Source organism: Bacillus sp. FJAT-28004, assembly GCF_001280845.1.
GTDB lineage: Bacteria > Bacillota > Bacilli > Paenibacillales > Paenibacillaceae > Pristimantibacillus.
In genome coordinates this window covers 4,324,721-4,348,748 of sequence record NZ_LGHP01000001.1, presented here as the reverse complement: position 1 = coordinate 4,348,748, position 24,028 = coordinate 4,324,721, and the positions used below count along the sequence as shown (strand labels likewise).

Below are 24,028 nucleotides of genomic sequence, written 5' to 3'. Positions count from 1 at the left end.
ATCATCAAGCCGCTTCCCGTCTATTGTACAACTGTAACTATGCAAATGGAAATGCGACTATTTGATCAGTCTTTTCTCCAGCTTCAAGTGCGGACTGTTTCGTACTGTTTCCTCGAAAAAGCTCGTTTGCTCCCGAACAAGCCGCTCCCATGCCTTAACGCAAAGCGGGTCGAAATGGCGTCCGCTATCCTTAAGAATGATTTCCATTGCTGCATCATGTGACATCGCCTTGCGGTAAGATCGCGACGAGGTCAACGCATCATAAACATCCGCAACAGCTGTCACCCGCGCAAGAAGCGGTATCTGCTCACCTGCAAGCTGATCGGGATAGCCGCTGCCATCCCACTTTTCATGATGAGAACGGATAACGGATAGCTCTTCCGGCATAAAACCTAATCTTTTGCATAAATCGTAGCCCGATACGGGATGCACTTCAATAATTTCACGTTCCTGCGGTGTAAGCTTGCCTGGCTTGTTCAAAATCGTATCCGGTATTCGCAATTTGCCAACGTCATGGACTAATCCGCCCTGCGCGATCGCTCTGAGTTCAGCAGAGCTGAGTGAAAGCTCCTCGCCTAACTTCAAAGCATAAAGGGCCACCCGGTAGTTATGGCCTGCCGTGTAAGAATCACGTGCTTCCGTTGTCATAACCAATTCTCGAACGCTTGAAGACATATAAGTGTTGATCCAATCGCGCGGATTGGCGCGGAACATCAGCTTAATGGAGGCTGTAATGGACTTCGAGCTGACATATTGATTCACAATGCCCCAAACCATGACGATAACAGAACCAAGCAATAGGAAATGGTAAAGCCACCAGCTTATATTCCAAGTCTCTCCAGTCACGATAATAAGCTGCGCGATAATCATCCAGCCTGAGCTGTACACAATGGCGAGCTGTAATGGAAAACGGGAGGATAGGTAAGCCTGGAAATACCGGTAAATCGTCCAGCCATTCAAACTAATCGTGAATAGGCTTGCGAGCCATTTCATCGGTAATTCCTTAAGATGCAGTAATAATATAAGGTCCGGATTAAACCAAAGGATGGTGCACAGAGCAAGGAGCAGGAATGTCCATATAGGCAATAGTATTCGCTGCCATTGCGCAAACCATTTGATGAGAGGCTGATCAACAGATATAGAGGACAACCACAACCATACAACCGCCAGTATAACGCTAAGCTGAGCAGTGCTGCCTGCAGTACTTGAGTGATGCGTTAAAAAACCAGGAGTAGATAAGCCGTGCAGAACAAACAAAGCTGATAGTGATACATAAGATAACGATAGAAAACTAATCTTAATATTACGCATCGTTATGGCGACGAATCCTACAGCAATTGCAAGGATCAGTGATAGCGTTGCAACTAGTGTGACGATATAAAAATGTTCTTGAGGCGCGCTTACACTCTTATCAAGCTCCGTACCTCGCAACACGAAATAGCCTACCAACGGCAAAAGCATTGATAAAACCAAACGTGTGTATACCCACATATTTTTGCGCAAGCTTATTCCTCCTAGATGTCGTTCTGCGTACGTAATTGCTGGTAAACATACCGCCTGTGGGAGGCGTAAAATGCAAAGCTTCATTAAAAGCCTACATGAATCCTGTAGGATAATGTTGGATATTCGTCTTTTACTATCATATCACCCCGCACGCATCCTATAAATAGTGAAATTTCGCGGAAATACGGATAAATGGATCCGACAAAATATATTTTTATTTTAGATTAAGGTTTTTTCATTCTTGTTTTGTTATAGTAGTTGAAGACAGGTAAAACGAAGGGAGTTTATGGAATGAATAACAAGGAATCGCAGCCAAAAAAAGACGCAGATAACGAATTGACTGCGAAAGAAGAGCGTTACGAGTTCGAACAGACAGAAGAGCAGGACAAGCTTTCAGATCAAGATGCAGCTATTGAAGAGGAACTTCAACAAGAAATAAACGAAGAGCTTCCTGAGGCATCAAACGACGATATTCGCGCCGCTACCCTAAATTCGGAGAGCGTTCATCAAGCTCCAAAAGGCGGAAGCGGAAAAGCATGGATGATCGTCTCGGCGGTACTGGCTATTTTGCTAGTTGTCGTATTAATTAAACCGCCATTTGGATCAAGCAATGAAACCGTGGCAACTGTCAACGGTGTCAACATAGGGAAAGACAAACTCTACGATGAGTTAATTAAAGCAGGCGGTCCGGCTACGCTTGAGAATCTTATTACGCAAGAGCTTATTTTCCAAGAAGCAGAAGCAAATAACGTAAAAGTTACAGACGCTGACGTGGATGCCGAAATCGCTCTAATCAAGAAGAGCTTCGGTACGGACGAGCAGTTCAGCGCTGCACTTGCTCAATACAATATGACGCTTGAAAACTTGAAAAACGATACAAAAATCAATCTAACGATTCGTAAAGTTTTGGAGCCAAAAACAGACGTTACTGCCGAAGAAATTCAAACATTCTATGATACGAACAAAGCAGCACTTGGCACGCCTGAGCAAATCCAAGCTTCACACATTTTGGTAGCTACAAAAGAAGAAGCTGACGCTATTCTAGCTGAGCTTAAGCAAGGCGGCGACTTTGCTGCAATCGCGAAAGAGAAATCGATTGACCCAGGATCGAAAGATAATGGCGGAGATCTTGGCCTATTCGGAAAAGGAAAAATGGTTCCTGAGTTCGAAGCTGCTGCTTTTGCATTGAAAATCAATGAAATCAGCGGTGTTGTTCAATCCGAGATGGGCTTCCACATTATTAAGAAGACAGCTGAGCAAGCTGCTGTTGTTCCAACCTTCGAAGAGAAGAAGGAAGAAATTAAGAACCAGCTTATTGCTACAGAAGCAAATGAGCTATCCGAAGCTTGGATGACAGAAATTCGTGCTAAAGCAAAAATTACGAACACACTGACTCCAGCAGCTACTGACGCTCCAAAAGCAGAATAATAGCTAATGCTTTGAATAAAGGGACTGTGCTTCAAAGGTTACTCCTAACCTTTGGGACGCTGTCCCTTTTTTTTGTATAGGCTGTTCAATGTAACAGTAAAAAGCCCTCCTTTGGCCCGGAGGGATGAACCTTAGGAAGGCTTTGGCTTCAGAAGAACAGGTGAACTTCTTCAATAGTATGTCGTTCTTCTGAAGTTAATATATACTATTCTATTACTATCCGTTGGCGTAGATGATTGTTTTACTAGATTCGACCATTTTGTAACATGCAATAAATCGAATTGTCTAGGGGTAGTCGTACGGATGACGGGGAGAGCGAAATGACTCTGTAGGCGGGATTTAGGACATAAATAGTAAGGTAGCAAGTATTGCGATTATGATATGATGATGAAATATGTCATGTACTTATTATTGGAGGGAATCAAGTGAGCAACTACGAAGTACGCAGCTATAAGGATACTTATACCTTGTATGAACTAACGGAAGAAAGCACGCAATCCCGTGTTATCGTATGTCCAGAGCGCGGCGGCATCGTAATTGGCTGTCAACTGCAGGGACTCGAGCTCTTTTATTTGGACAAATCGACGTTTGAGAATCCAACCGCTAATATTCGCGGCGGCAATCCGATTTTGTTCCCGATTAGCGGTCAGCTGGAAAATCAATCCTATGAGTGGAACGGTCAATCGTACACGATGGCTAATCACGGTGTTGCCCGCACAGCAGTATGGGATGTTATCAGCACAAAAACCGATGGTGAGGCTTCTATTACCATTCGCCTGCAAAGCAACGAAGAGACGCTTCGCTCCTATCCTTTTGCATTCGAATTGCTGTTCACCTATGCGCTGCAGGATGGTCAATTACATACACGTCAGGTGTATCGCAATTTAAGCGAAGCTGCTGCGATGCCTTTTTATGCCGGCTTCCATCCTTATTTCGCCATTGATTCGGGCAAAAATATCGCCTATGAAAGTGATGCAACCCGCTATGTTGACTATAACGACAATGTGGAGAAACCATTTGATGGTGTTATCGACTTGGAAGGTCTTGTGGAATCGGTATGCCTGCTTGATACGAAGAAGAGTGAAATCTCCTTCTCCGCCTTGCAAGGCGCTCGCGTCCGTCTGACTTACGATGACATTTTCAAATATATGGTATTGTGGTCCGTTAAAGATCGACCGTTCGTATGTGTGGAGCCCTGGATGGCTATGAACGGTGAGCTTAACCGCCAAGAGGAGCTCGTTATGTTGAATGCTGGCGAAGAACTGCAAGCCAATATGACGATTAGTTGTGAGCGCTAACTCATTTAAGAATTAAGCTCGTGAAGCACGGATACCAACGAACAAAAAAAGAGAGGGATGCCTTGCAAACCATGAGATCGACTTCATGGAGCATGGTTTCCCTCTCTGCTTTTTTCCCATTACATCTACTGCAGCTGATTAATAGCCTTCGCCTTTACCGCCTGTAACGATAGCGATACCAGAGCTTGCTCCAATACGTGTTGCGCCCGCTGCGAACATTTGCAAAGCAGTCTCCCGGTCGCGTACGCCCCCGGATGCTTTCACACCGAGGTCAGGACCTACCGTACGGCGCATTAGCGCAATATCCTCCACCGTAGCCCCGCCCTTGCCGAAGCCCGTTGATGTCTTCACGAAGTCTGCACCAGCCTGTTTGCAAATTTCACTTGCGACAACTTTTTCTTCATCTGTTAGAAGTCCCGTTTCAAGGATAACCTTAAGAATAGCTTGTCCTTTAACAGCTGCGGCTACGCCCTCTACATCTCGCTTTACGCCTTCAAGATCGCCTGATTTCAACAAGCCGATGTTTAGGACCATATCTACTTCCGTCGCTCCATCTTCAATGGCAAACTTTGCTTCTGCCGCCTTAGATGCCGTCATAGTCGCTCCTAATGGGAAGCCAACTACTGTCGTTATGCCCACTCCCGATCCTTTCAGTACTTCAGCAGCTGTAGCTACCCAGCCTGGATTCACGCAAACCGTTGCAAACTGATATTGCTTAGCCTCGCGGCAAATTTGCACGACCTCATCCTTCGTCGCATCCGCTTTAAGTATTGTATGATCGATCATCGCCGCAATCTCCGCTGACGAATAATTCATGTCGTTACTCATTTTTTTCACTCCTCCACTATCCTTCTAAGTCTTCGTATGCTCCCAATATTGCTCTGCCGGTGCGCCACTTCCCTATCCTAACCAAATGGATGAGCAAGATACGCATGATACGTTTCATTATACGAAGCTTTTTTCAAAACAACAATAATTTAAACCCCGAACATGTTTACTATTTTGCAGACCATCTTTCCTACAGAAGTCATGTGGACAAACGAATGGTTGTGTTCTATTCTTTACTATGTACTAACAATCCTATCCAGTCTGAACCGCAGAGAGGTGCGCAGCTTGACCTTGTTTCCGAAACCAAAACGCGAAGCCGATTTATTCAGCAGCGCTTTTCATTATGCCTCAATAGGCATGGCTTTAGTAGATTTAGATGGTCGTTTTATTGTAGCCAACCCCTCCGCTCAAACGATGCTTGGCTATGAAGAGAATGAGCTTGTCCGCCTTACGTATGCCGAAATTACCCATCCCGAGGATTTGGATCAGGATAACCATTACGTGAAGCAGCTGATCGAAGGCGAAATCGACACCTTTCAAATGCAAAAAAGATATATCAAAAAGAACGGAGACCTTCTAACCGCGCTTCTTTCCGTATCCCTTGTATATGATAAGCATGGCAATCCTCGTCATTTTATATCGCAAATGATGGACATTACAGAGAAAACGCAAGCGGTGTCGGAAGTGAAGCAGCTTACGATGCGAATTTCTAATATTTTGGAAAGCATTTCAGATGCATTCTTCTCACTAGATCATGAATTCCGATTCATCTATACGAACATTGCGGCTCAGGAACTATTTAAACGGAGCAAGGAACAATTGCATGGTTATAGTATTTGGGAGCTATTCCCTTGGCTCGCCGAGTCGATTAGCCATCTAGAATATAAGCTGTCTATGGAAACAAATCAGCACCGCGTGTACGAACAGTTTATTCCGCGGCTTAATAATTGGTTTGAGTCGAATTTATACCCGTCCGAATTCGGGCTCTCCGTTCATTTTCGCCAAATTACGGAGCGGAAGCGATTCGCAGACAAATTGCTGGAGAGCGAGAAGAGCTTCCGACTGCTTGCTGAGAATTCAAGCGACATGATATCCAAGCATAACCGAGAAGGTTTGTTTACTTATGCATCCCCTGCCTGCTATATGCTGCTAGGCTTCCGCGATGATGAGCTAATCGGCTCATCCCCTTTTACTTTGTATCATCCTGATGATACGAAGCGAATGCTCGAAAATCAAGAGCTCATTTACAGCAACGTTGAAGCCAATACGATTACTTATCGCATCCGTCGCAAGGAAGGCATCTACCGCTGGTTCGAGACTACATCCCGCGTCATTTACCATGACGGAGATCGCACGCAAACGATCGTTTCTGTCTCTAGAGACGTAACCCCTCGCAAAGAAAATGAGTTGAAAATGATTGAGAAATATCAACTAATGCATAAGCTCTCGCATGTTGATGAGTTGACCAATATTGCAAATCGGCGAATGTTTGATGAGTCCTGGAATAAGGAATGGGTGGAAGCGCAGAATCATCATATGCCCATCACGTTAATGCTGGGCGATATCGACAACTTTAAAATTTACAATGATACGTTCGGGCATCAAAAAGGCGACGAATGTCTCAGACAAATCGCCGCCGCATTGCGGAGCGCCTTGAAGCGTCCGCTTGATATCGTTGCCCGCTATGGAGGAGAGGAATTCGGATTTATTTTACCGCAAACGAGTGAAGAACGCGCTGCAAATATCGCGACTAGACTTCTTGAAGCGGTCAGACAATTAAGAATCCCTCATGCTGAATTATCCGGCTGTCCCCATGTCACGATAAGCTTGGGTTCAGCGACGTGGAAGCCGGGCTGCTCCGCTAAGCAAGATGAGCTGTTTACCTATGCGGACAAAGCGCTGTATCAGGCGAAGCGCGATGGCAAAGATCAATACGTTTCACACTAAGTCACCGCGGTCGTCGCTGCTGCATCACTCGGCTACGATCGCTTTACCATCCTAGACAAATGATCTTGCTTTAATTGCTTCTCATAAACGAAATATACAACTAAGTAAATGACGAAAAACAAGCTGGAAAACAGATACATCGTCGCATAATTGGTCCATGTAGCTACTAGCCCAAGCAGCATCGCGCCGCTGCCGATTCCAATATCGAAAGCATTGTAAAAAGTTGCGGTCGCTACCCCTCTGCGCTGCGGTTCCACCCTATCAATCACCCAAGCCTGCAAGCCAGGAAAAATAGCCCCGAAACCCGCTCCATAAAATACGGCTGCAAGCAGCAGCGTTCCTGTAGATTTGGTCATATAAAGGATTATGCAGCCCACGATACAAGAGATAGCCGCAGGAAACAATACCCAGAACCTTCCCTTCAAATCAAAAATCCGGCCGCTAATAAATCGAATCAGAAATTCGCTTATTGCGAGTACCAAGAAGAAAAATCCGATATTTTGTACGCCCGTTTCTTTGCCGAACAATGTGATAAAGCTGATAACTCCGCCCAGAGACAAGCCCACAAGCAGACCAAGCAAAGAAGGCATAAGCGCCTTTGGCTCCACAAATCGAAGCATGAGAGACGTTTGAGCAGCTGTCGCAATTTGCGCCTTTGCCCTCTCCTCTTTGGAATCCCCTTTTACGAAAGCGGTAAAGACAATTGCGAGCAGCAAAATACATGCGCCAACAATGAACAATACGGAGAAGCCAAATTCCTCCATTAACCATATGCCCAGGAAGGGCCCGAGCGAGATGGCTACGGCATTTCCTGTACCGAAGAACCCCATGCCCTCACCTCTGCGAGAAGCAGGTATAATGTCCGAAGCAACCGTTCCATACAAGGTCGTGGAAATACCGAAGCCCACACCATGCACGATACGAAGCATAAGCATCATCGTGATCGTCACTGCAGCGTAATAGCTGGCCGTGCCGATTAAGCAAATGGCTACACCAACGAGGAGCAGCAGCTTTTTGCCGAACTTATCGGAAGCCATACCGACAAAAGGCCTTAGTAAAACAGCTGAAAATGTAAATAAACCAATAATGAGTCCGATCTCCGCATCCGATCCGCCTTTATTTGCCGCAAACATAGGAAGCGTAGGAAGCAGCATCTCGAGCGATAGGAATAAAAATAAATTAGACAAGATTAATAAAACAAACGGTTTGGTCCACAGCGATTCCTTCACGATATTAATTCCTCTCTTGTTGCTAGTAGTTGCGCCTATATTTCCCATATCGGCAAATTGATCTTCTGCACAAAACGGCACTCCTACATGATATCGGCAAAATTGATGTTCGTGACGATGTTTTATTCAAAGAAGGCAAGCTGACCGACGAAGAGTTTGGTCAAATCAAGCTCCATCTATGATATTAGGGAAAGAGTTCTGTTCGGAGATAGCGTGGTCGATAGCTGTACGTTCGGAAACGAAGCATCTATTCTATTACCGCTGCTCCCCGCTACAGCCTTAGGCGGTATTGATGCGGAGATACGCCCATAATCCGTTTGAACAGGCTAATAAAATAAGAGGTGTTCGTAAACCCTACCTTCTCGCCGATCACTTCTACGGATTTGTTCGTCGTTTGAAGCAGACTGCAAGCCTGCTGCATTCTGCGGGCTGTCAAATAGCCCGTAATGCTGCTACCCGTCTCTTGCCGAAACAGCCGGGACAGATAAGATTTGGACATATGGAGCTCGTCCGCAAGCAGCTCCAGCTGAAAGGGCTCCCCGTAATGATTTTCAATCCATGCCATAACACGTTCCGATTGGCGAATCGGCTTCATATGTTCCTCCTGCTTGGGCCCCGGAATCACCTTTCGTTTAATTAACGACAACACCTTTAACAAATAAAGCGCGCTCTGCTCTTCCTTGCTGCTGGCGGAGGAAGCGAGCAGGCTATTCTGGAATGCGGAGCAAGCGGCATTCAACTCTTCATTGCAATCCATCATATCTATACCCTGCAAAGCGATAAGCCCTTGAAGCATTCGTTTATAGACGTCATAAAGAGCCGGAAACGTTCTTAAGTAGCCCTTCATAAATACAGGGTCGAAATGAAAGACGCTGCGTTCATACGGCCGGCTTTCATCCACTTCCACATAAATATTATGCAGCTGATAGGGCTCGAAATAAAACAGCATGCCGGGCTTAAGCTCGTACGTCTTCTGATTGACGGTAACCGTGCCGTGCCCCTGATGCACAGCCAGCACCTCGAAACCCCTATGAAAGTGGTAGTACCCCACGAAATCTTGCTGCGACCAGTTGCGGTATGACCAAAGAAAAGACAGTCCCCCGTAGTCCATTTCCTGAAACAGCGTCCCCTTCACTAACTGCACCCCTTCATTTCAACAAGTCAACAGAACAACATTTTTAACCATTGTAGCGTAACTTTGCCCATTTGTCAGAGACTATAATGATAGCAAGCAGCTTAATCACAATCATGTGTCAACGAGGAGGATTACTATAATATGAATCAGGCATACAAAGAAAAAATATTGTTGCAATTAACCGAAAAGGTAGAGCGCATGATAAACCAAATCGGAGATAAAACGCCCCATGTGGCAAAAGCCAACGGCATCTATGACAGCACAGACGATAACTGGTGGACGTCCGGCTTCTGGCCCGGCATGCTCTGGATTATGCATGATGCAACAGGGAAAGAGTTATTCCGGGCAGCCGCTTGGGAATGGGACGCCAAGCTGGAGCGCTGCTTCTGCGAGCATCCCGTACAATTGCATCACGATGTCGGCTTTCAGTTTCTGCCGACCGCTGTCATCAAATACGAATTAACGGGCGATCAGGAAGGTCTGCGAATCGGTTTGGAGGCGGCAAACTTCCTCGCGGGCCGCTTCAACGTGAATGGCGAGTTTATTCGTGCGTGGAACGGACAAGAGGCTCTCGGCTGGGCCATTGTTGATTGCATGATGAATATCCCCCTATTGTTCTGGGCAAGCCGCACGACAGGCGACCCGCGTTACAAGCATATCGCGATACGTCACGCGGACACCTTCCTCCGTTACGCCATTCGCGAAGATGGCTCGGTATGTCATATTTTATCTTTTGATCCGGAGACGGGCGCGTTTATAGAACCGCTGGGCGGTCAAGGCTTTTCCGGCTCTTCGGCGTGGAGCCGAGGCAATGCCTGGGCGCTTTATGGCCTCGCGATTGCTTACCGATGCACCGGGCTTGAGCGTTATTTGCACGCGGCGAAGCGAGTAGCGCATTACTTTGTCGCCGCCCTGCCGGAAGACCATGTGCCGTATTGGGATTTCCGCGTAGAAAACATAGAAAACGAGCCGCGCGATACTTCCGCTGCCGCCATCGCAGCATCCGGTCTGCTCGAACTTGCTGAGCTGGTACCATCCGCGGAACGCCGAATCTATAACGCGGCTGCCGAGAGAATCCTGTATTCACTAAGCGTGAATTATGCAACCTGGGACAATCCGGACCATGAAGCGATTCTTCTCCAAGGTACCGGACATAAGCCTGGAAACGCCAACATCAACGTATCACTTATATACGGGGACTACTACTTCGTAGAAGCATTCGCCAAGCTTAACGGCTGGAGCCACCGAATCTTTTAACCTGCCTCATGCCGTTTATTTTAAAGTCATTTTTTGATCTTTGCCTGCTTCTTAATTGCAAAATAAGAGCCATCCGGCAAAGGAACTTCACTCCTCGGATGGCTCTTCGTCATTTATTTAATGATAGTAAATTATCGCTTTATGAGTTGAAAATCATCGTAATGGAAACCAGGTGCTACTACACAAGAAACAAGTACGGGCTCGTCCCCTAGCAGGTGTGACATTTGCCATTCGTTAGCCGGCACCAATGCCTGCGGCTGATGGCCTGCCAACACATCAGGTCCAACAATAATTTCTTTTCTAGTTTCCGGCGCATCTTCTGTGCCGCCAAGCGTTAGCATCAATGGGCTGCCAGAATGCCACATCCACAACTCGTCTGAGTAAACCTTATGCCAATCCGAAAACTCACCTGGATGCAGTAGAAAATAAATCGATGATGCTGCAAAACGTGATCCTGAATATGGAGCGCCTAGCACTTCCTGCGGTATTGTAAAGCCTGCTTTCCAAATCTCCTTGTACCATCCACCCTCGACATGCTCCTTCAAACCAAGCGTTTGTACGAGCGGCGACAACTGTTTTACTCCTACTCCCATCCATTTCAACCTTCTTTCTCTCTTTTACGTACTTTTCGTATATAAAAATCGTTTACTTATTTTATAACGCTTATGGTATATCGTCAATTCATTAAACAGGTGGGAATAGAGGGCTATTTTCATTTTTTCTATGTTAAAATGTAACATCGACTTTTTAATTTTCAATTTATAAGTTATACTTATATTAACGAAATCATTTTGGAGGTGGACAGATGAACAATGGCGTACTTGATTTCCGTCGCTTTAGTCGCAAGCATTTAATGAACTTGTTCCTTATTGTTCCGCTGCTTTTTGCAGCTCTGTTCGCCTACCAAGCTGGCAATATGTTTGAGCTAACAGCTGGTGCAAGCCGAATTAATACGGCAGCGAAATATGCGACATCAACCGTGCGCAAGCAGAGCACCACAGCCAAAACATTTTTACCGGAAAACGTACTCGTTGCCGCCTATGTGCATGCTCTCATGCTTATTTATTGGCGATCCACAACCCTATCCGCACTCGTCACATCTTATCGACAGCGATTGCGCGATCTACTAATGACTCCGATTAAATTCACATCCCATTTCGTTGGTTAATCCTCTCATTTTGTTCGTATACTAACAACAAATGAGGAGGCATACACAATGAATATTAGAGAATCCGATCTGCCCGGTATTGGCCGAAAATACCAAGTTATGGCGAGGAGCGGCGATAAGTTTGTCATTATTATTCATGATGACGGACGCCGTGAGATGTATCACTTTGACTATGAGGATCCAGACGATAGCATTTCCATGGTAACCCTTGAGGATGAAGAAGCAAGACAAGTCGCTGCCATCATTGGCGGTATGACCTACAAGCCGAAAGCGCTTGAAACGATTGAAGTCGCGCTCGATGATCTAACGATTGAATGGTACAAGATTGAACCAAACGCCGCATGCATTGGCAGAACGATCGGCCAGGCCGATATTCGCCAAACGACTGGAGCGACGATTATCGCTGCGGTTGAGAAGGAAGCAAAGCATATTAATCCCGGCCCCGACTATATATTCAAGGCAGATACTACCCTTATCGTTGCAGGTGAACGACAGCATCTGAAGCTTCTTAAGCTGATACTGCAAAATGGGAGCCGTTAATTATGGATCACATGGTGCTGGAAATCGGTCTTGCTGTTATACTCATCGCCTTAGTCGGGCTGTTAGCTGCAAAAATTCGGTTTTCCGTCATCCCGTTTTATATTTTAATCGGCATGGCCGTAGGTCCTCATGCGCCTCACGTAGGCATACTGGACTTTAGGTTTATTCATAGTGCAGAACTAATTGAATTCATGGGGCGGCTAGGCGTGCTGTTCCTCCTGTTCTATTTAGGTCTGGAGTTTTCTGTGGGTCGATTAATGAAATCGGGTCGCTCGATTGCGGTAGGCGGAACCATCTATATTCTTATCAACTTTTCACTTGGTTTGTTATTTGGCTGGATCAACGACTTCCCTATTGAAGAAACGATGGTCATCGCCGGCATTACAACGATTTCGTCGAGTGCTATCGTTGCGAAGGTGCTCGTCGATTTAAAACGGACCGCAAACCCAGAGACAGAAATGATTCTCGGAATCATTATGTTCGAGGATATCTTCCTTGCTGTATATATTTCCGTTCTCTCTGGGCTCGTACTCAGTGATTCGTCAACTTTAGGCGGAGTACTCCTTTCTGCTTCCTATGCATTAGGCTTCATGCTGCTTTTCTTGATTATAGGAAGGAAAGCTGCGCCGCTTCTTAACAAAATTTTCAATATTCGCTCTAATGAGCTGTTTCTGCTGCTTGTATTCGGTTTCCTGTTCCTCGTGGCAGGCTTCTCCGAAACGATTCACGTAGCGGAGGCAATTGGCGCGCTACTCGTAGGCTTAGTGCTGGCTGAGACTGTTCACATGAAACGGATTGAGCATCTTATTTTGCCCTTCCGCGACTTCTTCGGCGCACTATTCTTCTTCAGCTTCGGTCTGACCATCGACCCTTTCGCGCTAGGCGGAGCTGTATGGCTGTCGCTTGGAGCGGTTGGCGTTACACTATTCGGCAACTTCTTAGCCGGCATGTTAGCAGGAAAAAGTGCAGGCTTATCGCCGAAGGCATCCGCCAATATCGGACTGACCATCGTATCTCGCGGCGAGTTCTCCATCATTATGGCGAACCTCGGCAAAGCAGGCGGCTTGCTTGAGCTTCTGCAGCCATTCGCCGCCTTGTATGTACTCATTCTTGCGATAATGGGACCACTTCTGACAAAGGAGTCGAAGCTGGTATTCAAAGGGTTAAACGCAATATTCAGATGGGAAAAGAAAAAGAAAGTACAGGAGCCTGAAAGCGAAGGCTGACGTATCAAATAGAACAAAGGGATCTAGCCATTATCGGCTAGGTCCCTTTCTTTTTTTCAATTAGATCCAAGCGGTTGTTCCACTTCAAGCAATGTTTTAGGGCATGCAATCCGCCGAGCTCTGCCGTATAATCGAAACAGAACAGCTAAAATAAGGAAACGAATTGAAATAACGAAAGGAACGTTTCGAATATGACTGCATCACTGCTATATATTGAAGATGATATCGAGATCGGAGGTTTCGTATCAAAGCATTTGCAAGAGCAAGGTTATAAAGTTGAATGGTTGAAGAACGGCGAACATGCGCTTGAGGCCGCTGCTGGCTGCAGACTTGTCATCCTCGATGTCATGCTGCCGGGACTTGATGGCTTTACCATTGGACAGCGGCTTAAAAAAGCTGCACCGGATATTCCTATTCTGATGCTTTCAGCCCGCACATCCATTGATGATAAGCTGCAAGGCTTGCAATTCGCTGACGACTACCTCACCAAGCCTTTTCATCCCGATGAGTTAACCGCTCGCGTGGAAGTGCTTCTCCGCCGATCGGGCGCGCGCAATGCTGAACCATTGGCTATTAAGCATCTGCTCGTCTATGAGCAGCAAAACCGAGTAGAAAACCGCGAGACTGGGGAAGAAATCATGCTAACAGGCAAGCAGTTTCACATCTTCAGCTACCTGCTGCGCCATTTAGGACAACTGCTTACGAAAGAACAAATTTATGAGGCCGTGTGGGGAGAATCCTTCATTGAAGGAGATAAAACGTTAATGGTGCACATCCGCTATTTGAGGGAGAAAATTGAGCGTAACCCCGCTGCCCCTGAAATCATTGAGACGGTTCGCGGCATCGGCTATCGGGTACGCGCATGAAAAAGCCTAAAAAACATACCGGCGGCATGAAATTCCGCCAAACCTTGTTGTCTCGCTACCTGCTTATCATTTTATTTGCCTTTCTATTTATCCCGATCATATTCCCGATAACTTCTATTCTTTATATGCTCATTCAAGAAAATACACAATCGACGAATATGAACTATTTGAAGTACGGCAGCGGGAAAGACCTAAGCTTAATGTGGCATAAGCAAGCAGCAGAACTGACAGAGAGCGATACCGCTCAGATAGACAGCAAGCTTCAAGAGCTTAAGCGAACTTACCCCGAAGCCTCCTTCTTCTGGGTCGACTCTACCGGTTCAACAAGGCTGCAACTTCCGACCCAAGAACAGCTGCCAAGCAAGTGGACGCCTGCCCGCTCGATTCAATTCATGAAGGCAAGCATCGACAGCGATCCCTTTACGATCGTCTCATTCCTTGGGGCAGACCACAAAGAGTCTGGCTTCATGGTGATGCAGCTGCCGCGTTCTGTTATTCAGCTAGATAAACCGATCGGATCGGGAACACCTTTTTATCTGGGGTTTCTGTTTATTATGTTCGCCTTTTTCTTCTTGTTGTCCTTGCTTTTCTTCCGGCATATTCGCAAGCGTCTGCTCAGCCTGCAAACAGCTATGACTTTGCACGGCGACAATGGTCTGCCCATGCCGATCCTATTAAATAAAAATGATGAAATTGGGCAGCTGGAGGCGGCTTTTAATCAAATGGTTGAGCAGCTTCGGGAGAGCACAGAGCGCGAGCGTGCAGAAGAGGAGCTTCGCAAGCAGCTCATCGCCAGCTTATCGCATGATCTGAGGACCCCATTAACCGTTATGAACAGCCACCTTTATTCCTTGCATAAGGAACCGTTAAGCTCGAGCGCGCAAGCAGCGGTCAAGCAAATGGAGCAAAAAATCATCAGCTTAGACAGTCTCATAGAAAACCTGCTCTCCTACACGCTCATGACCAGCGGACGCTATCCGCTTAAGCTCGAACCTCAGGATTTGCTGCGGTTAGTTCGTGAAAGCGCGGCGTCCTGGTATCCTCTTTGGGAACAGGAAGGTATCGTTGCTGAAGTGGAGCTGCCTGATGGTTCTATGCTTCGTGATGTTGATAAAGCGGGTTTCCGCCGCGTGCTGGATAACTTATTCCAAAATGTAACAAGGCATGCGAGAGGCGGCAAATATATTGGCATCACCGTAGAGCGATATCAAGGCCGATCTGCGCTCGTTATTCGAGATCGCGGCAATGGACTGGAGACTGCTTCGATGGGCAAGGGCGCTGGCATTGGTCTTGCCATTGTCGACTATCTACTGAAAGAAATGAAGCTCGATTGGCATATGGATAACCAAGCAAGTGGTACGACCATTTATATTTATTTAAATTGAGCAGACGCACTGTTGTTTTTTTAAACAAAATTTAAACTTGGGGAACTCTTCGTTTAACCTTCATCCGTTAATGTAAGTACTGAGGTGATTAACGTGAATGAATGGGTAATCGAAACGAAAGGGCTAAGCAAACGTTATAAAGGGCGTTATGCGGTGTCCAACCTGAACTTGAAAATAGCAAAAGGAGATATATATGGTTTTCTTGGACCGAACGGCGCTGGTAAAACAACGACAATCCGCATGCTGCTCGGATTAATCCAGCCATCGGGAGGGTCTGTCCATATTTTTGGACAGCCGTTGAAGAAGGAACGGTTATCCATATTACGCCGAGTCGGCTCGCTCGTCGAGTATCCCTCGTATTATGGGCATTTAAGTGCCGTCGATAACTTGGAAGCTATTCGCCGTATTCTTGGCTCTCCTACATCCAAGATTACTGAAGTATTGGACATCGTTGGCCTGACTAAGGAGGCGAGGCGTCCAGTGAAAGGCTACTCGCTTGGGATGAAGCAGCGATTAGGCATCGCGAGCGCATTGCTTGGCAGCCCGGAACTGCTGCTTCTCGACGAGCCGACAAATGGACTTGATCCATCCGGCATACTAGAGATACGCGAATTAATTAAGCAAATGCCTAAGCAGCATGGCATAACCGTCCTTATATCCAGTCATTTGTTAAGTGAGGTAGAGCTTACGGCAGGGACGGTTGGTATTATTCGGCAAGGGGAGCTCGTCTTTCAAGATACGATCAGCCATTTGCATGAGCAGGCACAAGGCCGAATATCGCTTGTCGTGTCTGAGCCAGAGCTTGCTTTGGCAGTCTTGCAGCGGCAAGGCGTGGAAGCTGTACAAAACGGTTCCGCAATTATGCTGGAGCATACGGATAACCCTGCCCTTGCACGCATCGTAAAAAATCTCGTTGAACGGGAACATTCCATCTACCGCGTCGAGGAGAAACGAAAATCGCTGGAGGATCTCTTCCTGCAAATTGTCGGGGAGGGCAAGCAGCTATGATGCTCAAAGCGCTTTCGGCTGACTTTTTGAAAATACGCGGCAAGGGGCTATGGTTTCTTATCTTTATTGGGCCTATCGGATTGATCGCTATGCAAGCTCTCAATTACGGACTCCGTTATGAATATTTAACGAACAAATATGCGGGGAGACTTTGGGAGGTTCTGCTGCAGGACATTCAAATGTTCGTTCCAATCTCACTATTCCTTGGCGTGACACTCGTCTCTTCCCTGCTCGCAAATATCGAGCATAACACAAATGCGTGGAAGCAGCTGCTCGCCCTTCCTATTTCCAAGGGAGCTGTATTCCGCTCCAAATTTGTCTTAAGCTTCCTTTTGCTGCTCTCATCATGCGTTTTGCTGGCTGTAGGTACCGCTGCGCTTGGTTTATCGTTGCGATTCGAGCTTAAAGAGATGCCTGTAATCGATATTTTGCGACTTTGCTTCCTGCCGTTCGTTGCATCGCTCCCGGCGCTGGCGCTGTTCGTATGGCTTTGTATGACCATGAAAAATCAAGCCATTCCCATTACGTTTGGCGTGTTGATCGCTATCAGCTCCATATTTACAGGTCTGATTTCAAAGGATTGGTCAAAGTTGCTGCCTTTAAACTGGCCAATGCTTGGTTATATGGATCCGCAGCGAGAACTATTCGTTGGTGCAGGTTTTTTACTTGGGTGCATCTTGCTACTTGTTGGCGCCTTTCATTTCATCAAAAAGGATGTGAATTGAAATGATTGGTTTCTTTCGTTTAGTTGCTGCGGAACGGATTAAGTTATTCAAAACCTTCATTTGGATACTCATTCCGCTCAGCTCGCTGCTGTCGCTTGCTCTCGGAATGTTAATATCTTTTGATTCTTCGGATGCATCTGCTCAATATGCCTTACTCATTGCTTCAATGGCTTCGTTCCATGCCATGCTATTTTTACCTATTCTAACAGGCATTCTCTCCGCTTTCGTATGCAGATACGAGCATGTAGGAGGAGGCTGGAAGCAGCTGTTGACGCTTCCCGTGTCTAGAATCGGCCTTTATTTTGCAAAATTCAGCGTAGTCGCTGTTCTCCTTGCCATCACACAGCTATTGTTTCTAGGAGCAGTCATCATAGCAGCGTCCTATCAAGGCATAGATGGCCCACTGCCGTGGGAGATGCTTATGAAAGGAATAGGCAGCGGATGGCTTGCGTGTCTCCCGCTTGCAGCACTTCAACTGCTCGTATCTGTGAGCTGGAGCAGCTTCGCCGCTCCGCTTGTTATTAACGTGATGCTGACGCTGCCTAATATGCTTGTTGTTAACTCTGAACGATTCGCTCCCTTCTACCCTTGGGCACAACCTATGTTAGCGATGCTGAGCTTCGAGGGTGACAACTTCGGCGCTTTCGCGCTTCCATTAGAAAATTTGCTCATTACCATAACGAGCAGCTTTGTTTTATTTTTTGCAATCGGTCTTCTTTATTTCACTCGTAAAGAAGTGTAAGCTGCTCAGGTAAAACTGCAAAAACGGTCAAACCCACTGTGAATGTGGGTTTGACCGTTTTTTATTTAGACATTAGGGAGTCACTTCTCCTGCTCTACTCATTCCGGTCGTCGTCCGACCTATTTTGCTACGTAATAAACAAACTAACAGGAATTTCTCCTGCTATAATTCGCTCTTTTCAGATGAAAACGAATGTAACCGGAATTTCTCCCGCTAATCTAAGCAATATTTTAGAAAACAGCTTATTTCCATCGATTTAAAGGGAGTATTTCCTTCTAATTAAGCGGTAACGGGTACAATTGTAAAATTAGCTGGAGATTTTCCTGTTCGTTATGCCCTCTGACTGCTATCCCAGCATGATTGGTTAATGTAGAAAGAAAATAAAGTATTAGACTGGCTCTAACTATAAAAAAAGCGTAAGCCTGGATGAAAAAATAAAGTCCTAGACTGCTGCTGTTTTATTGAGCTAACGTGTCCCGTTAGTTTAATAGTGTAATAAGATATACAGCTGTTCCCCACATAATAATGGCAGAAACTTTGTTTAGAAAAATGATAAACCTGCCAGATTTATCTAATCTTCCTACTTGTCTTCCCACTAAGGCAAGAGAAAAAAACCAAATCCATGACACCAATATACAAGCAAGTGTAAATGCTAGCTTTTCCATCCCAGAATAGGAAATGGAACTTGTTCCAATTACACCGATAGTATCGAGGATTGCATGAGGATTTAATAATGAAACAGATGCGGCGAAMGCAATTTGCTTTTTAGGAGATAATRCTTCTTCTTGAGTMGTGCTACGAYTCGCTTTACTTTTCCACGTTACGAACCCCATATAAGCTAGAAATAGTATTCCCACCAARAATAATATTGTCTTAATAGTCGGAATGGCAAATATTAATACTGATACCCCTAATATAGCTAATGAGATGAGTGCAGTATCACAAAGTGATGCTGTAATTATTACTGGTAAAGCCCTAATAAATCTCGGTTGCGTAACACCTTGATTAAAAACAAATACATTTTGTACACCTAACGGCAAGATTAGACCAAATGATAACAAAATTCCTTGTATKATTGCTTGAAACATCTAATGATTTTCTCCATTCTCTAAGCTGATTTGTATCCAATAATTTATCATAATGCTTTACTTCAAGCAAACTCCCGTTAGTTGAGCAAATCTGCCCGTTAGCGTAATGAAGGGCTACCATATGGCAGCCCTTTCTGTGTTCAACTATCGTGACCCGTTAGCTTAATGATTTTTTAGCTAATTCTCAAGAATTACTAATGAATAAACAGCGGTACCACATTCGCCACCCATCGCTCTTTGGTTTATTACTTTCCACCCATTCTCAAGCATTTTATTTAATTCATCGAGGTTGTTTTTCTTTTCGGATATGTAATAAACAACGATTGCCTGCTGCATTTTTCAAGTCACCTTTTCCTTTTGATTATTTTTTATTTAACATTAATGTCGGCACAACCTATATTAGCCCATATCTATCCATTTAGACGGAATATCGGAGAAAAAGTTACTCTTGAAATAGCGCATTCTTAAAACCTTATTCAATTTCAACTAATACCCCTTACTTTCTTAACTATACTGCCCGTTAGCTTAATAAAATGAGCAGGCCACCTCAGCGCCTGCTCATCCATATGAATTATTCAACTATCGTTACCCGTTAGCGTAACTGTGACTGGACAAGTTAGTTCATTTTCTTACTGTATGTCTTATTACTTTGGTGATAACATTCAGTGTAAAAAAACCCAGTATTGCCCCGAGAGTATTTAACAATAAATCATCAACATCAAAGCTACCTATTCGAGAAAACAATTGAATGAGTTCAAGACATAAGCTCAATAAAAAAGAAAAAGTAATAAGTTGAACAATGTTTAGCTTTTTCCCAGCAATCACTGGTAACAAAAATCCAAAGGGAATAAAAATGATAATATTGCCCACAACGTTCTTGATAACAATATTTTGGTTTGACGTATGAAAAACATAACCTGATATAGTTTTAAAAGGCACAAAGTTACTACTTAAATTAAGGGTACGTTTGAAATTATTCAAATTAAAATTAAGGAGATAATCCATGATGGTAAATGGAGATGCAACTTTAAACAATATGACTTTTAATAATAAAAGCAAATAAACTAGAAAAGTGATTAAAAATGCTACTCTTATTATCGTAAATTGTTTATCCATAGTATTCATTAATGACCTAATACACACCTTCCATTTTTAAACCTAACTGAGTTTGGATTGAGAACATCTCCATTTCCTGTAAATAGAGAGTCTGAAATTAAGATGCTTTAAATGTTATGGAAGTTGCGCTATACTGCCCATTAGCTTAATGAAGCACCGTTAGTCTAATACTTAATTTTCCGAGTTTATCAAAAGCCAAATATAAAAAAGTCAGATAAAATAAAGAGTTCTACATATTGTACATGACTAATATGTGGAACCCTTTATGTTTAACTATCGTTCCCCGTTAGCCACACATGCGGGCAATCAGGGTTTCCCGGAAAACGCCCATGTCTTATTCAATCCTTTCCCTCCGACCGACGCAGCGTCCCGACCAGCTCTACAAAGTGGCGTCCGCGCTCTTCAAAGTTGCGGTATTGGTCAAACGCGGTGCAGGCAGGGCTCAGCAGTACCGTGTCGCCCGGTGCGGCCAGCTTGTGCGCCTGCGCCACGGCCTCGGCCAAGCCTTCGCAACGGAAAATAGGGGGGCAACTCGGCACTCTGCGCGCTGTATCCTCGATTTGACTGGCCGCTTCGCCGATCAACAGCAACACCTTGACATGATCAGGCAGTAGTCTGGCCATCACGTCAAACGGTACCTTCTTATCTCTCCCGCCGGCGATCAGCAGCACTCGGCCCACGTGCGCGTGCAGAGTGGCGACGGTACGGGCGGGGCTAGAGCCGATTGAATTGTTGTAGTAATGCACGCCGCCCACAGTTGCCACCCACTGGTTTCGGTGCTCCACGCCGACAAAGGTGCGTACCGTCTCTAGGATTGCCTCGTCCGGCACGGTCCCCCTCACGGCGGTCATGGCAGCCATAACGTTTTCCACGTTATACCACCCCGGTAAACGAATGTCACTGATAGGTACCAGACCATCGATCACTCCATCGCGGACTGTGTGCCCGCCGAAATACTTGGTCCGCCCACGCCCGCGCAGTGTGGCGGTCGCCGGGTTGTCGCCGTTAAGGACGGCAAGGTCGCCAGCACTCTGAAAATCCAGCAGGCGGCGCTTGGCGGCGGTATATTCATTCATATCGCGGTGCCAGTCGAGGTGATTTGGCGAGAGGTTGGTAATGACCGCCACATGGGGAGAGCGCGTCATGTCCATCAGCTGGAAGCTGGATAGCTCGACCGCGCACGCGTCCAGCGGCGACATCTCGCCAGCGCGCGTCAGCAGTGGCGTGCCAATGTTGCCGCCCAGATGCACCGTTCGCCCCCCGTTTGCCAGCATGTCTGCAATTAACGACGTGGTGGTGGTCTTACCGTCCGAACCGGTCACGCCGAAAATGGGACAAGGACACAACGCAAAGAACTCCTCCATCTCACTAGTCACACGGCTGCCGCCAGCGCGGGCCGAGTCCAGCGCCGGATGGTCTGGGCGCATGCCCGGAGTGCGGAACACAATATCGCCCCCAACGCGATCCAGGTAATTCTCCCCTAGGCGCAAACCGACGCCTAGAACGTCCCACTCCTCCCGTGGCAGAGCCGGATTGCGGTCGCGTACGGTGACGCGCGCCCCTGCTGAGCACAGCATGCGGATCAGCGGTGAGTTGCTGACGCCGGCGCCGATGATGGTCACGTCCCGACCGGCCAGCGATTGGATATAGGTGTCAAAAGCAGGATTCATAAGCACCTCCGCTTATAGAATGTCATTAAATCAAATATACCACATATTGGAACTATCCTGCCTGCCCGTTAGCCATTCATACAGCGCAATAATTAGCCCTGCAACACAAAGGATGAATTTTCATGGTAGTTGAATAGGGTAACGTGTATTGTTGCTTTTACCTGTCTGATCCAGGTGCTTTACGTTGTTAACTCGGTACTACAAAAGATAGAACTATTGCTATATTCGGTACAACGTTATGCTTGAAAGGTACAAAGCTCCCATTCGAAAAGAAGAGGTGTTAACCCAATGAAACAAAAGCTATTTTACGTTTTAGTAGCTATAGCCAGCTATTTTGCAGGTGTATTCGCTTATATAACTTTTTTGGAACTCGTATATGATCAAAGCCTCGGGAGTGAATCGAGCAAGCTTATCGGCTGGACGCTCCCCTCGTATCTATTCCTAATTCTTCCGTTCTATACCCTTATGTTCCGCTGGAGAAAATCGGCTATCTTGCTGCGGACTGCCCTGCTTATTGTTTTAAGTATTATTGCGGCAGCTTCCGTCACCGTTATGATGGGCCTAGGAATATGGCGGTTACAGGATCTCTTTTCTCCTGAGTTCGGACTGTTCATTTTGCTGTTTGCCAGCTCAGCTTTCATATTTACCATCGGCTCTCTCGTTGCTATAAAAGAGCGGGGTTATCTGGTCTTTTTACTCACTTCACTAATTATCATTTACCTGCCAATTCACATGCTGAACTCGGAGGTCGAGAAACATAGACCTGTTATTCATCACATTCCTCAAAACTTTCACGGCACTGTTGTCATTCAATTTGGGGACCCTAACTATCCGCCTATCTCCAAGAAATAAGGCCCTAATTCTGATTCATGGGTCACCACATAGGTCCACTTAAAATCCTTATCTACGATATAAATGTCCTGCTCGTCTTCCAGATCCTCAGGCATTAATTGTGCTGCATCTTCTATTAGCAAAGCTAAATCGTGCCCCTGATAGAAGACATAACACGCTTTCTTAGTTTCATTGCGGAAGGCTTCCACAGCTTGTACATCACTTAGGCATGGTTTTTTTGAATAGCTGAAAATATGCCATAAATATTGTTCCATATAAATATTTATCTTTTCTTGAGCATCCAAACCCTCTGCAAAAACGTCTTCCCACTCGCGCTTCATGTCACGACCCTCAAGCTCTGCCTGAGCCACACTCATATGTTTTGCTTCAAGTTTGGGTACCAGCTTGAGGTGCTCGATCCTAACCTTACGATCATCAAACAAAAAACGCTTTATATTTTCCTTCAATTCATCGCTGGCATGCTCCAGCATTTCGTACAGTCTACCTGCTTGACGCATTACGATATCGGAGTTAATCTTTGGCCCGGTTTCGAAGAAACCATCAGGATATTGTTTAGTCTCCCATACTCGGACCATGCAGAAATATTTAAACAAATACTCGAATGTATTCTGTTCAATACTCTCATCAACAATGTTTTCAATATGCGATCGGCTTATTTTATCGACAATAATTAAATATTCTTCTGACCACACGAACTCATTGTACCCTCTGCTCAGATGATCGTTACGGATGGATTCGATACATTTAACCGTATAAAAATTAGCTACCCACTGGGAGTAATCTGGAAATGTTACATGGACACTGACTCGAGCATCTGTTTCGTCCTCAATTGAGCATTCCCAATCAATCCTCACATGCCTCTTTTTCGAAAACAATGCTTACCCCCCTTAAATGCTAGGTCTGCTACTCCTCGTGCATGACGATCAACGATCATGATTACAATGAAATATTTCTTCATCGTACCACAAATTATTTGGGTGATGTTTACAATTCACTGGAATTATGATATTGTTACTT

General features: G+C 45.6%; 23 protein-coding genes and 1 pseudogene. 14 read left to right on the top strand and 10 right to left on the bottom strand.

Features of this window, described 5'->3' with window-relative positions; translation table 11 throughout:
- Window positions 1-57: 57 nt before the first annotated feature.
- A complete protein-coding gene (locus AC787_RS18940) occupies window positions 58-1,503 on the bottom strand; it encodes an HD-GYP domain-containing protein (RefSeq protein ID WP_235561011.1) in 1,446 nt (481 codons plus the stop codon).
- A gap of 291 nt (window positions 1,504-1,794) precedes the next feature.
- Between AC787_RS18940 and AC787_RS18935 the strand changes: the two genes are divergently transcribed.
- Complete coding sequence (locus AC787_RS18935; RefSeq protein ID WP_054026210.1) at window positions 1,795-2,931, top strand: peptidylprolyl isomerase; 1,137 nt, start codon at window positions 1,795-1,797, stop codon at window positions 2,929-2,931.
- A 425-nt stretch (window positions 2,932-3,356) separates the two neighbouring features.
- The gene (locus tag AC787_RS18930) at window positions 3,357-4,229 is read left to right on the top strand and encodes an aldose epimerase (protein ID WP_054026209.1); all 873 of its coding nucleotides are present in this window, start codon (window positions 3,357-3,359) and stop codon (window positions 4,227-4,229) included.
- A gap of 138 nt (window positions 4,230-4,367) precedes the next feature.
- Here the strand turns inward: AC787_RS18930 and deoC are convergent, their stop codons facing one another.
- Complete coding sequence (gene deoC / locus AC787_RS18925; RefSeq protein WP_082360850.1) at window positions 4,368-5,057, bottom strand: deoxyribose-phosphate aldolase; 690 nt, start codon at window positions 5,055-5,057, stop codon at window positions 4,368-4,370.
- 285 nt (window positions 5,058-5,342) lie between these two features.
- Between deoC and AC787_RS18920 the strand changes: the two genes are divergently transcribed.
- On the top strand, window positions 5,343-7,004 hold the full coding sequence (locus AC787_RS18920) for a PAS domain S-box protein (protein ID WP_054026208.1): 1,662 nt from the start codon (window positions 5,343-5,345) through the stop codon (window positions 7,002-7,004).
- 32 nt (window positions 7,005-7,036) lie between these two features.
- On the opposite strand, the gene AC787_RS18915 is transcribed toward AC787_RS18920, so the two are convergent.
- Window positions 7,037-8,233: an MFS transporter gene (locus AC787_RS18915; RefSeq protein ID WP_235561010.1), complete on the bottom strand. Its 1,197-nt coding sequence runs from the start codon at window positions 8,231-8,233 to the stop codon at window positions 7,037-7,039.
- A 53-nt stretch (window positions 8,234-8,286) separates the two neighbouring features.
- Here AC787_RS18915 and AC787_RS35415 point away from each other — a divergent pair.
- Window positions 8,287-8,409 (top strand): annotated as a pseudogene (locus AC787_RS35415) (HD domain-containing protein); the annotation flags it as partial.
- Between the two features lie 95 nt (window positions 8,410-8,504).
- On the opposite strand, the gene AC787_RS18910 reads toward AC787_RS35415, so the two are convergent.
- Complete coding sequence (locus AC787_RS18910; RefSeq protein WP_054026206.1) at window positions 8,505-9,368, bottom strand: helix-turn-helix domain-containing protein; 864 nt, start codon at window positions 9,366-9,368, stop codon at window positions 8,505-8,507.
- 141 nt (window positions 9,369-9,509) lie between these two features.
- Between AC787_RS18910 and AC787_RS18905 the strand changes: the two genes are divergently transcribed.
- Window positions 9,510-10,625, top strand: coding sequence for a glycoside hydrolase family 88 protein (locus AC787_RS18905; RefSeq protein ID WP_054026205.1), 1,116 nt, complete (start codon window positions 9,510-9,512; stop codon window positions 10,623-10,625).
- 131 nt (window positions 10,626-10,756) lie between these two features.
- Here the strand turns inward: AC787_RS18905 and AC787_RS18900 are convergent, their stop codons facing one another.
- Window positions 10,757-11,218, bottom strand: a complete 462-nt coding sequence (locus AC787_RS18900) for a cupin domain-containing protein (protein WP_054026204.1) — start codon at window positions 11,216-11,218, stop codon at window positions 10,757-10,759.
- A 212-nt stretch (window positions 11,219-11,430) separates the two neighbouring features.
- Between AC787_RS18900 and AC787_RS18895 the strand changes: the two genes are divergently transcribed.
- The 8 genes from AC787_RS18895 (at window position 11,431) to AC787_RS18860 (ending at window position 18,285) form a co-directional block, all read left to right on the top strand.
- Window positions 11,431-11,793, top strand: coding sequence for a hypothetical protein (locus AC787_RS18895; RefSeq protein WP_054026203.1), 363 nt, complete (start codon window positions 11,431-11,433; stop codon window positions 11,791-11,793).
- Window positions 11,794-11,841: 48 nt separating this feature from the next.
- Complete coding sequence (locus tag AC787_RS18890; protein ID WP_054026202.1) at window positions 11,842-12,333, top strand: cation:proton antiporter regulatory subunit; 492 nt, start codon at window positions 11,842-11,844, stop codon at window positions 12,331-12,333.
- 2 nt (window positions 12,334-12,335) lie between these two features.
- The gene (locus AC787_RS18885) at window positions 12,336-13,559 is read left to right on the top strand and encodes a cation:proton antiporter (protein WP_054026201.1); all 1,224 of its coding nucleotides are present in this window, start codon (window positions 12,336-12,338) and stop codon (window positions 13,557-13,559) included.
- Window positions 13,560-13,750: 191 nt separating this feature from the next.
- Window positions 13,751-14,425, top strand: coding sequence for a response regulator transcription factor (locus tag AC787_RS18880; RefSeq protein WP_054026200.1), 675 nt, complete (start codon window positions 13,751-13,753; stop codon window positions 14,423-14,425).
- Window positions 14,422-15,810, top strand: coding sequence for a sensor histidine kinase (locus AC787_RS18875; protein ID WP_054026199.1), 1,389 nt, complete (start codon window positions 14,422-14,424; stop codon window positions 15,808-15,810). The genes AC787_RS18880 and AC787_RS18875 overlap by 4 nt, the downstream gene beginning before the upstream one ends.
- Window positions 15,811-15,903: 93 nt before the next feature.
- Complete coding sequence (locus tag AC787_RS18870; protein WP_054026198.1) at window positions 15,904-16,818, top strand: ATP-binding cassette domain-containing protein; 915 nt, start codon at window positions 15,904-15,906, stop codon at window positions 16,816-16,818.
- The gene (locus tag AC787_RS18865; protein ID WP_054026197.1) at window positions 16,815-17,543 is read left to right on the top strand and encodes an ABC transporter permease; all 729 of its coding nucleotides are present in this window, start codon (window positions 16,815-16,817) and stop codon (window positions 17,541-17,543) included. Before AC787_RS18870 ends, AC787_RS18865 begins: the two co-directional genes overlap by 4 nt.
- 1 nt (window position 17,544) lies before the next feature.
- A complete protein-coding gene (locus tag AC787_RS18860; RefSeq protein WP_054026196.1) occupies window positions 17,545-18,285 on the top strand; it encodes an ABC transporter permease in 741 nt (246 codons plus the stop codon).
- Window positions 18,286-18,764: 479 nt separating this feature from the next.
- On the opposite strand, the gene AC787_RS18855 is transcribed toward AC787_RS18860, so the two are convergent.
- The 4 genes from AC787_RS18855 to murD all read right to left on the bottom strand — a co-directional run bounded on the left by AC787_RS18855 (window position 18,765) and on the right by murD (window position 22,159).
- Entirely contained in the window at window positions 18,765-19,373 is a 609-nt protein-coding gene (locus AC787_RS18855; protein ID WP_054026195.1) for a LysE/ArgO family amino acid transporter, read from the bottom strand.
- 177 nt (window positions 19,374-19,550) lie between these two features.
- A complete protein-coding gene (locus AC787_RS34130) occupies window positions 19,551-19,709 on the bottom strand; it encodes a hypothetical protein (RefSeq protein WP_161807551.1) in 159 nt (52 codons plus the stop codon).
- A 285-nt stretch (window positions 19,710-19,994) separates the two neighbouring features.
- Window positions 19,995-20,498 carry a VanZ family protein gene (locus AC787_RS18850; protein ID WP_054026194.1) on the bottom strand — a complete coding sequence of 168 codons (504 nt, stop codon included), beginning with the start codon at window positions 20,496-20,498 and terminating at the stop codon, window positions 19,995-19,997.
- A gap of 329 nt (window positions 20,499-20,827) precedes the next feature.
- Complete coding sequence (gene murD / locus AC787_RS18845; protein ID WP_054026193.1) at window positions 20,828-22,159, bottom strand: UDP-N-acetylmuramoyl-L-alanine--D-glutamate ligase; 1,332 nt, start codon at window positions 22,157-22,159, stop codon at window positions 20,828-20,830.
- Window positions 22,160-22,447: 288 nt separating this feature from the next.
- On the opposite strand from murD, the gene AC787_RS18840 reads away from it, so the two are divergent.
- A complete protein-coding gene (locus AC787_RS18840) occupies window positions 22,448-23,011 on the top strand; it encodes a hypothetical protein (protein ID WP_054026192.1) in 564 nt (187 codons plus the stop codon).
- On the opposite strand, the gene AC787_RS34860 is transcribed toward AC787_RS18840, so the two are convergent.
- Window positions 22,987-23,886: a DUF4275 family protein gene (locus AC787_RS34860; RefSeq protein ID WP_054026191.1), complete on the bottom strand. Its 900-nt coding sequence runs from the start codon at window positions 23,884-23,886 to the stop codon at window positions 22,987-22,989. The genes AC787_RS18840 and AC787_RS34860 overlap by 25 nt on opposite strands.
- Window positions 23,887-24,028: the final 142 nt, after the last annotated feature.

Excerpts from the sequence above, each read along its gene's own strand:
- AC787_RS18935 (WP_054026210.1), top strand. The coding sequence starts at position 1,795 with ATGAATAACAAGGAATCGCAGCCAAAAAAAGACGCAGATAACGAATTG.
- deoC (WP_082360850.1), bottom strand. The coding sequence starts at position 5,057 with ATGAGTAACGACATGAATTATTCGTCAGCGGAGATTGCGGCGATGATC.
- AC787_RS18905 (WP_054026205.1), top strand. The coding sequence starts at position 9,510 with ATGAATCAGGCATACAAAGAAAAAATATTGTTGCAATTAACCGAAAAG.
- AC787_RS18900 (WP_054026204.1), bottom strand. The coding sequence starts at position 11,218 with ATGGGAGTAGGAGTAAAACAGTTGTCGCCGCTCGTACAAACGCTTGGT.
- AC787_RS18895 (WP_054026203.1), top strand. The coding sequence starts at position 11,431 with ATGAACAATGGCGTACTTGATTTCCGTCGCTTTAGTCGCAAGCATTTA.
- AC787_RS18890 (WP_054026202.1), top strand. The coding sequence starts at position 11,842 with ATGAATATTAGAGAATCCGATCTGCCCGGTATTGGCCGAAAATACCAA.
- AC787_RS18885 (WP_054026201.1), top strand. The coding sequence starts at position 12,336 with ATGGATCACATGGTGCTGGAAATCGGTCTTGCTGTTATACTCATCGCC.
- AC787_RS18880 (WP_054026200.1), top strand. The coding sequence starts at position 13,751 with ATGACTGCATCACTGCTATATATTGAAGATGATATCGAGATCGGAGGT.
- AC787_RS18875 (WP_054026199.1), top strand. The coding sequence starts at position 14,422 with ATGAAAAAGCCTAAAAAACATACCGGCGGCATGAAATTCCGCCAAACC.
- AC787_RS18865 (WP_054026197.1), top strand. The coding sequence starts at position 16,815 with ATGATGCTCAAAGCGCTTTCGGCTGACTTTTTGAAAATACGCGGCAAG.
- AC787_RS18860 (WP_054026196.1), top strand. The coding sequence starts at position 17,545 with ATGATTGGTTTCTTTCGTTTAGTTGCTGCGGAACGGATTAAGTTATTC.
- AC787_RS34130 (WP_161807551.1), bottom strand. The coding sequence starts at position 19,709 with ATGCAGCAGGCAATCGTTGTTTATTACATATCCGAAAAGAAAAACAAC.
- AC787_RS18850 (WP_054026194.1), bottom strand. The coding sequence starts at position 20,498 with ATGAATACTATGGATAAACAATTTACGATAATAAGAGTAGCATTTTTA.
- murD (WP_054026193.1), bottom strand. The coding sequence starts at position 22,159 with ATGAATCCTGCTTTTGACACCTATATCCAATCGCTGGCCGGTCGGGAC.
- AC787_RS18840 (WP_054026192.1), top strand. The coding sequence starts at position 22,448 with ATGAAACAAAAGCTATTTTACGTTTTAGTAGCTATAGCCAGCTATTTT.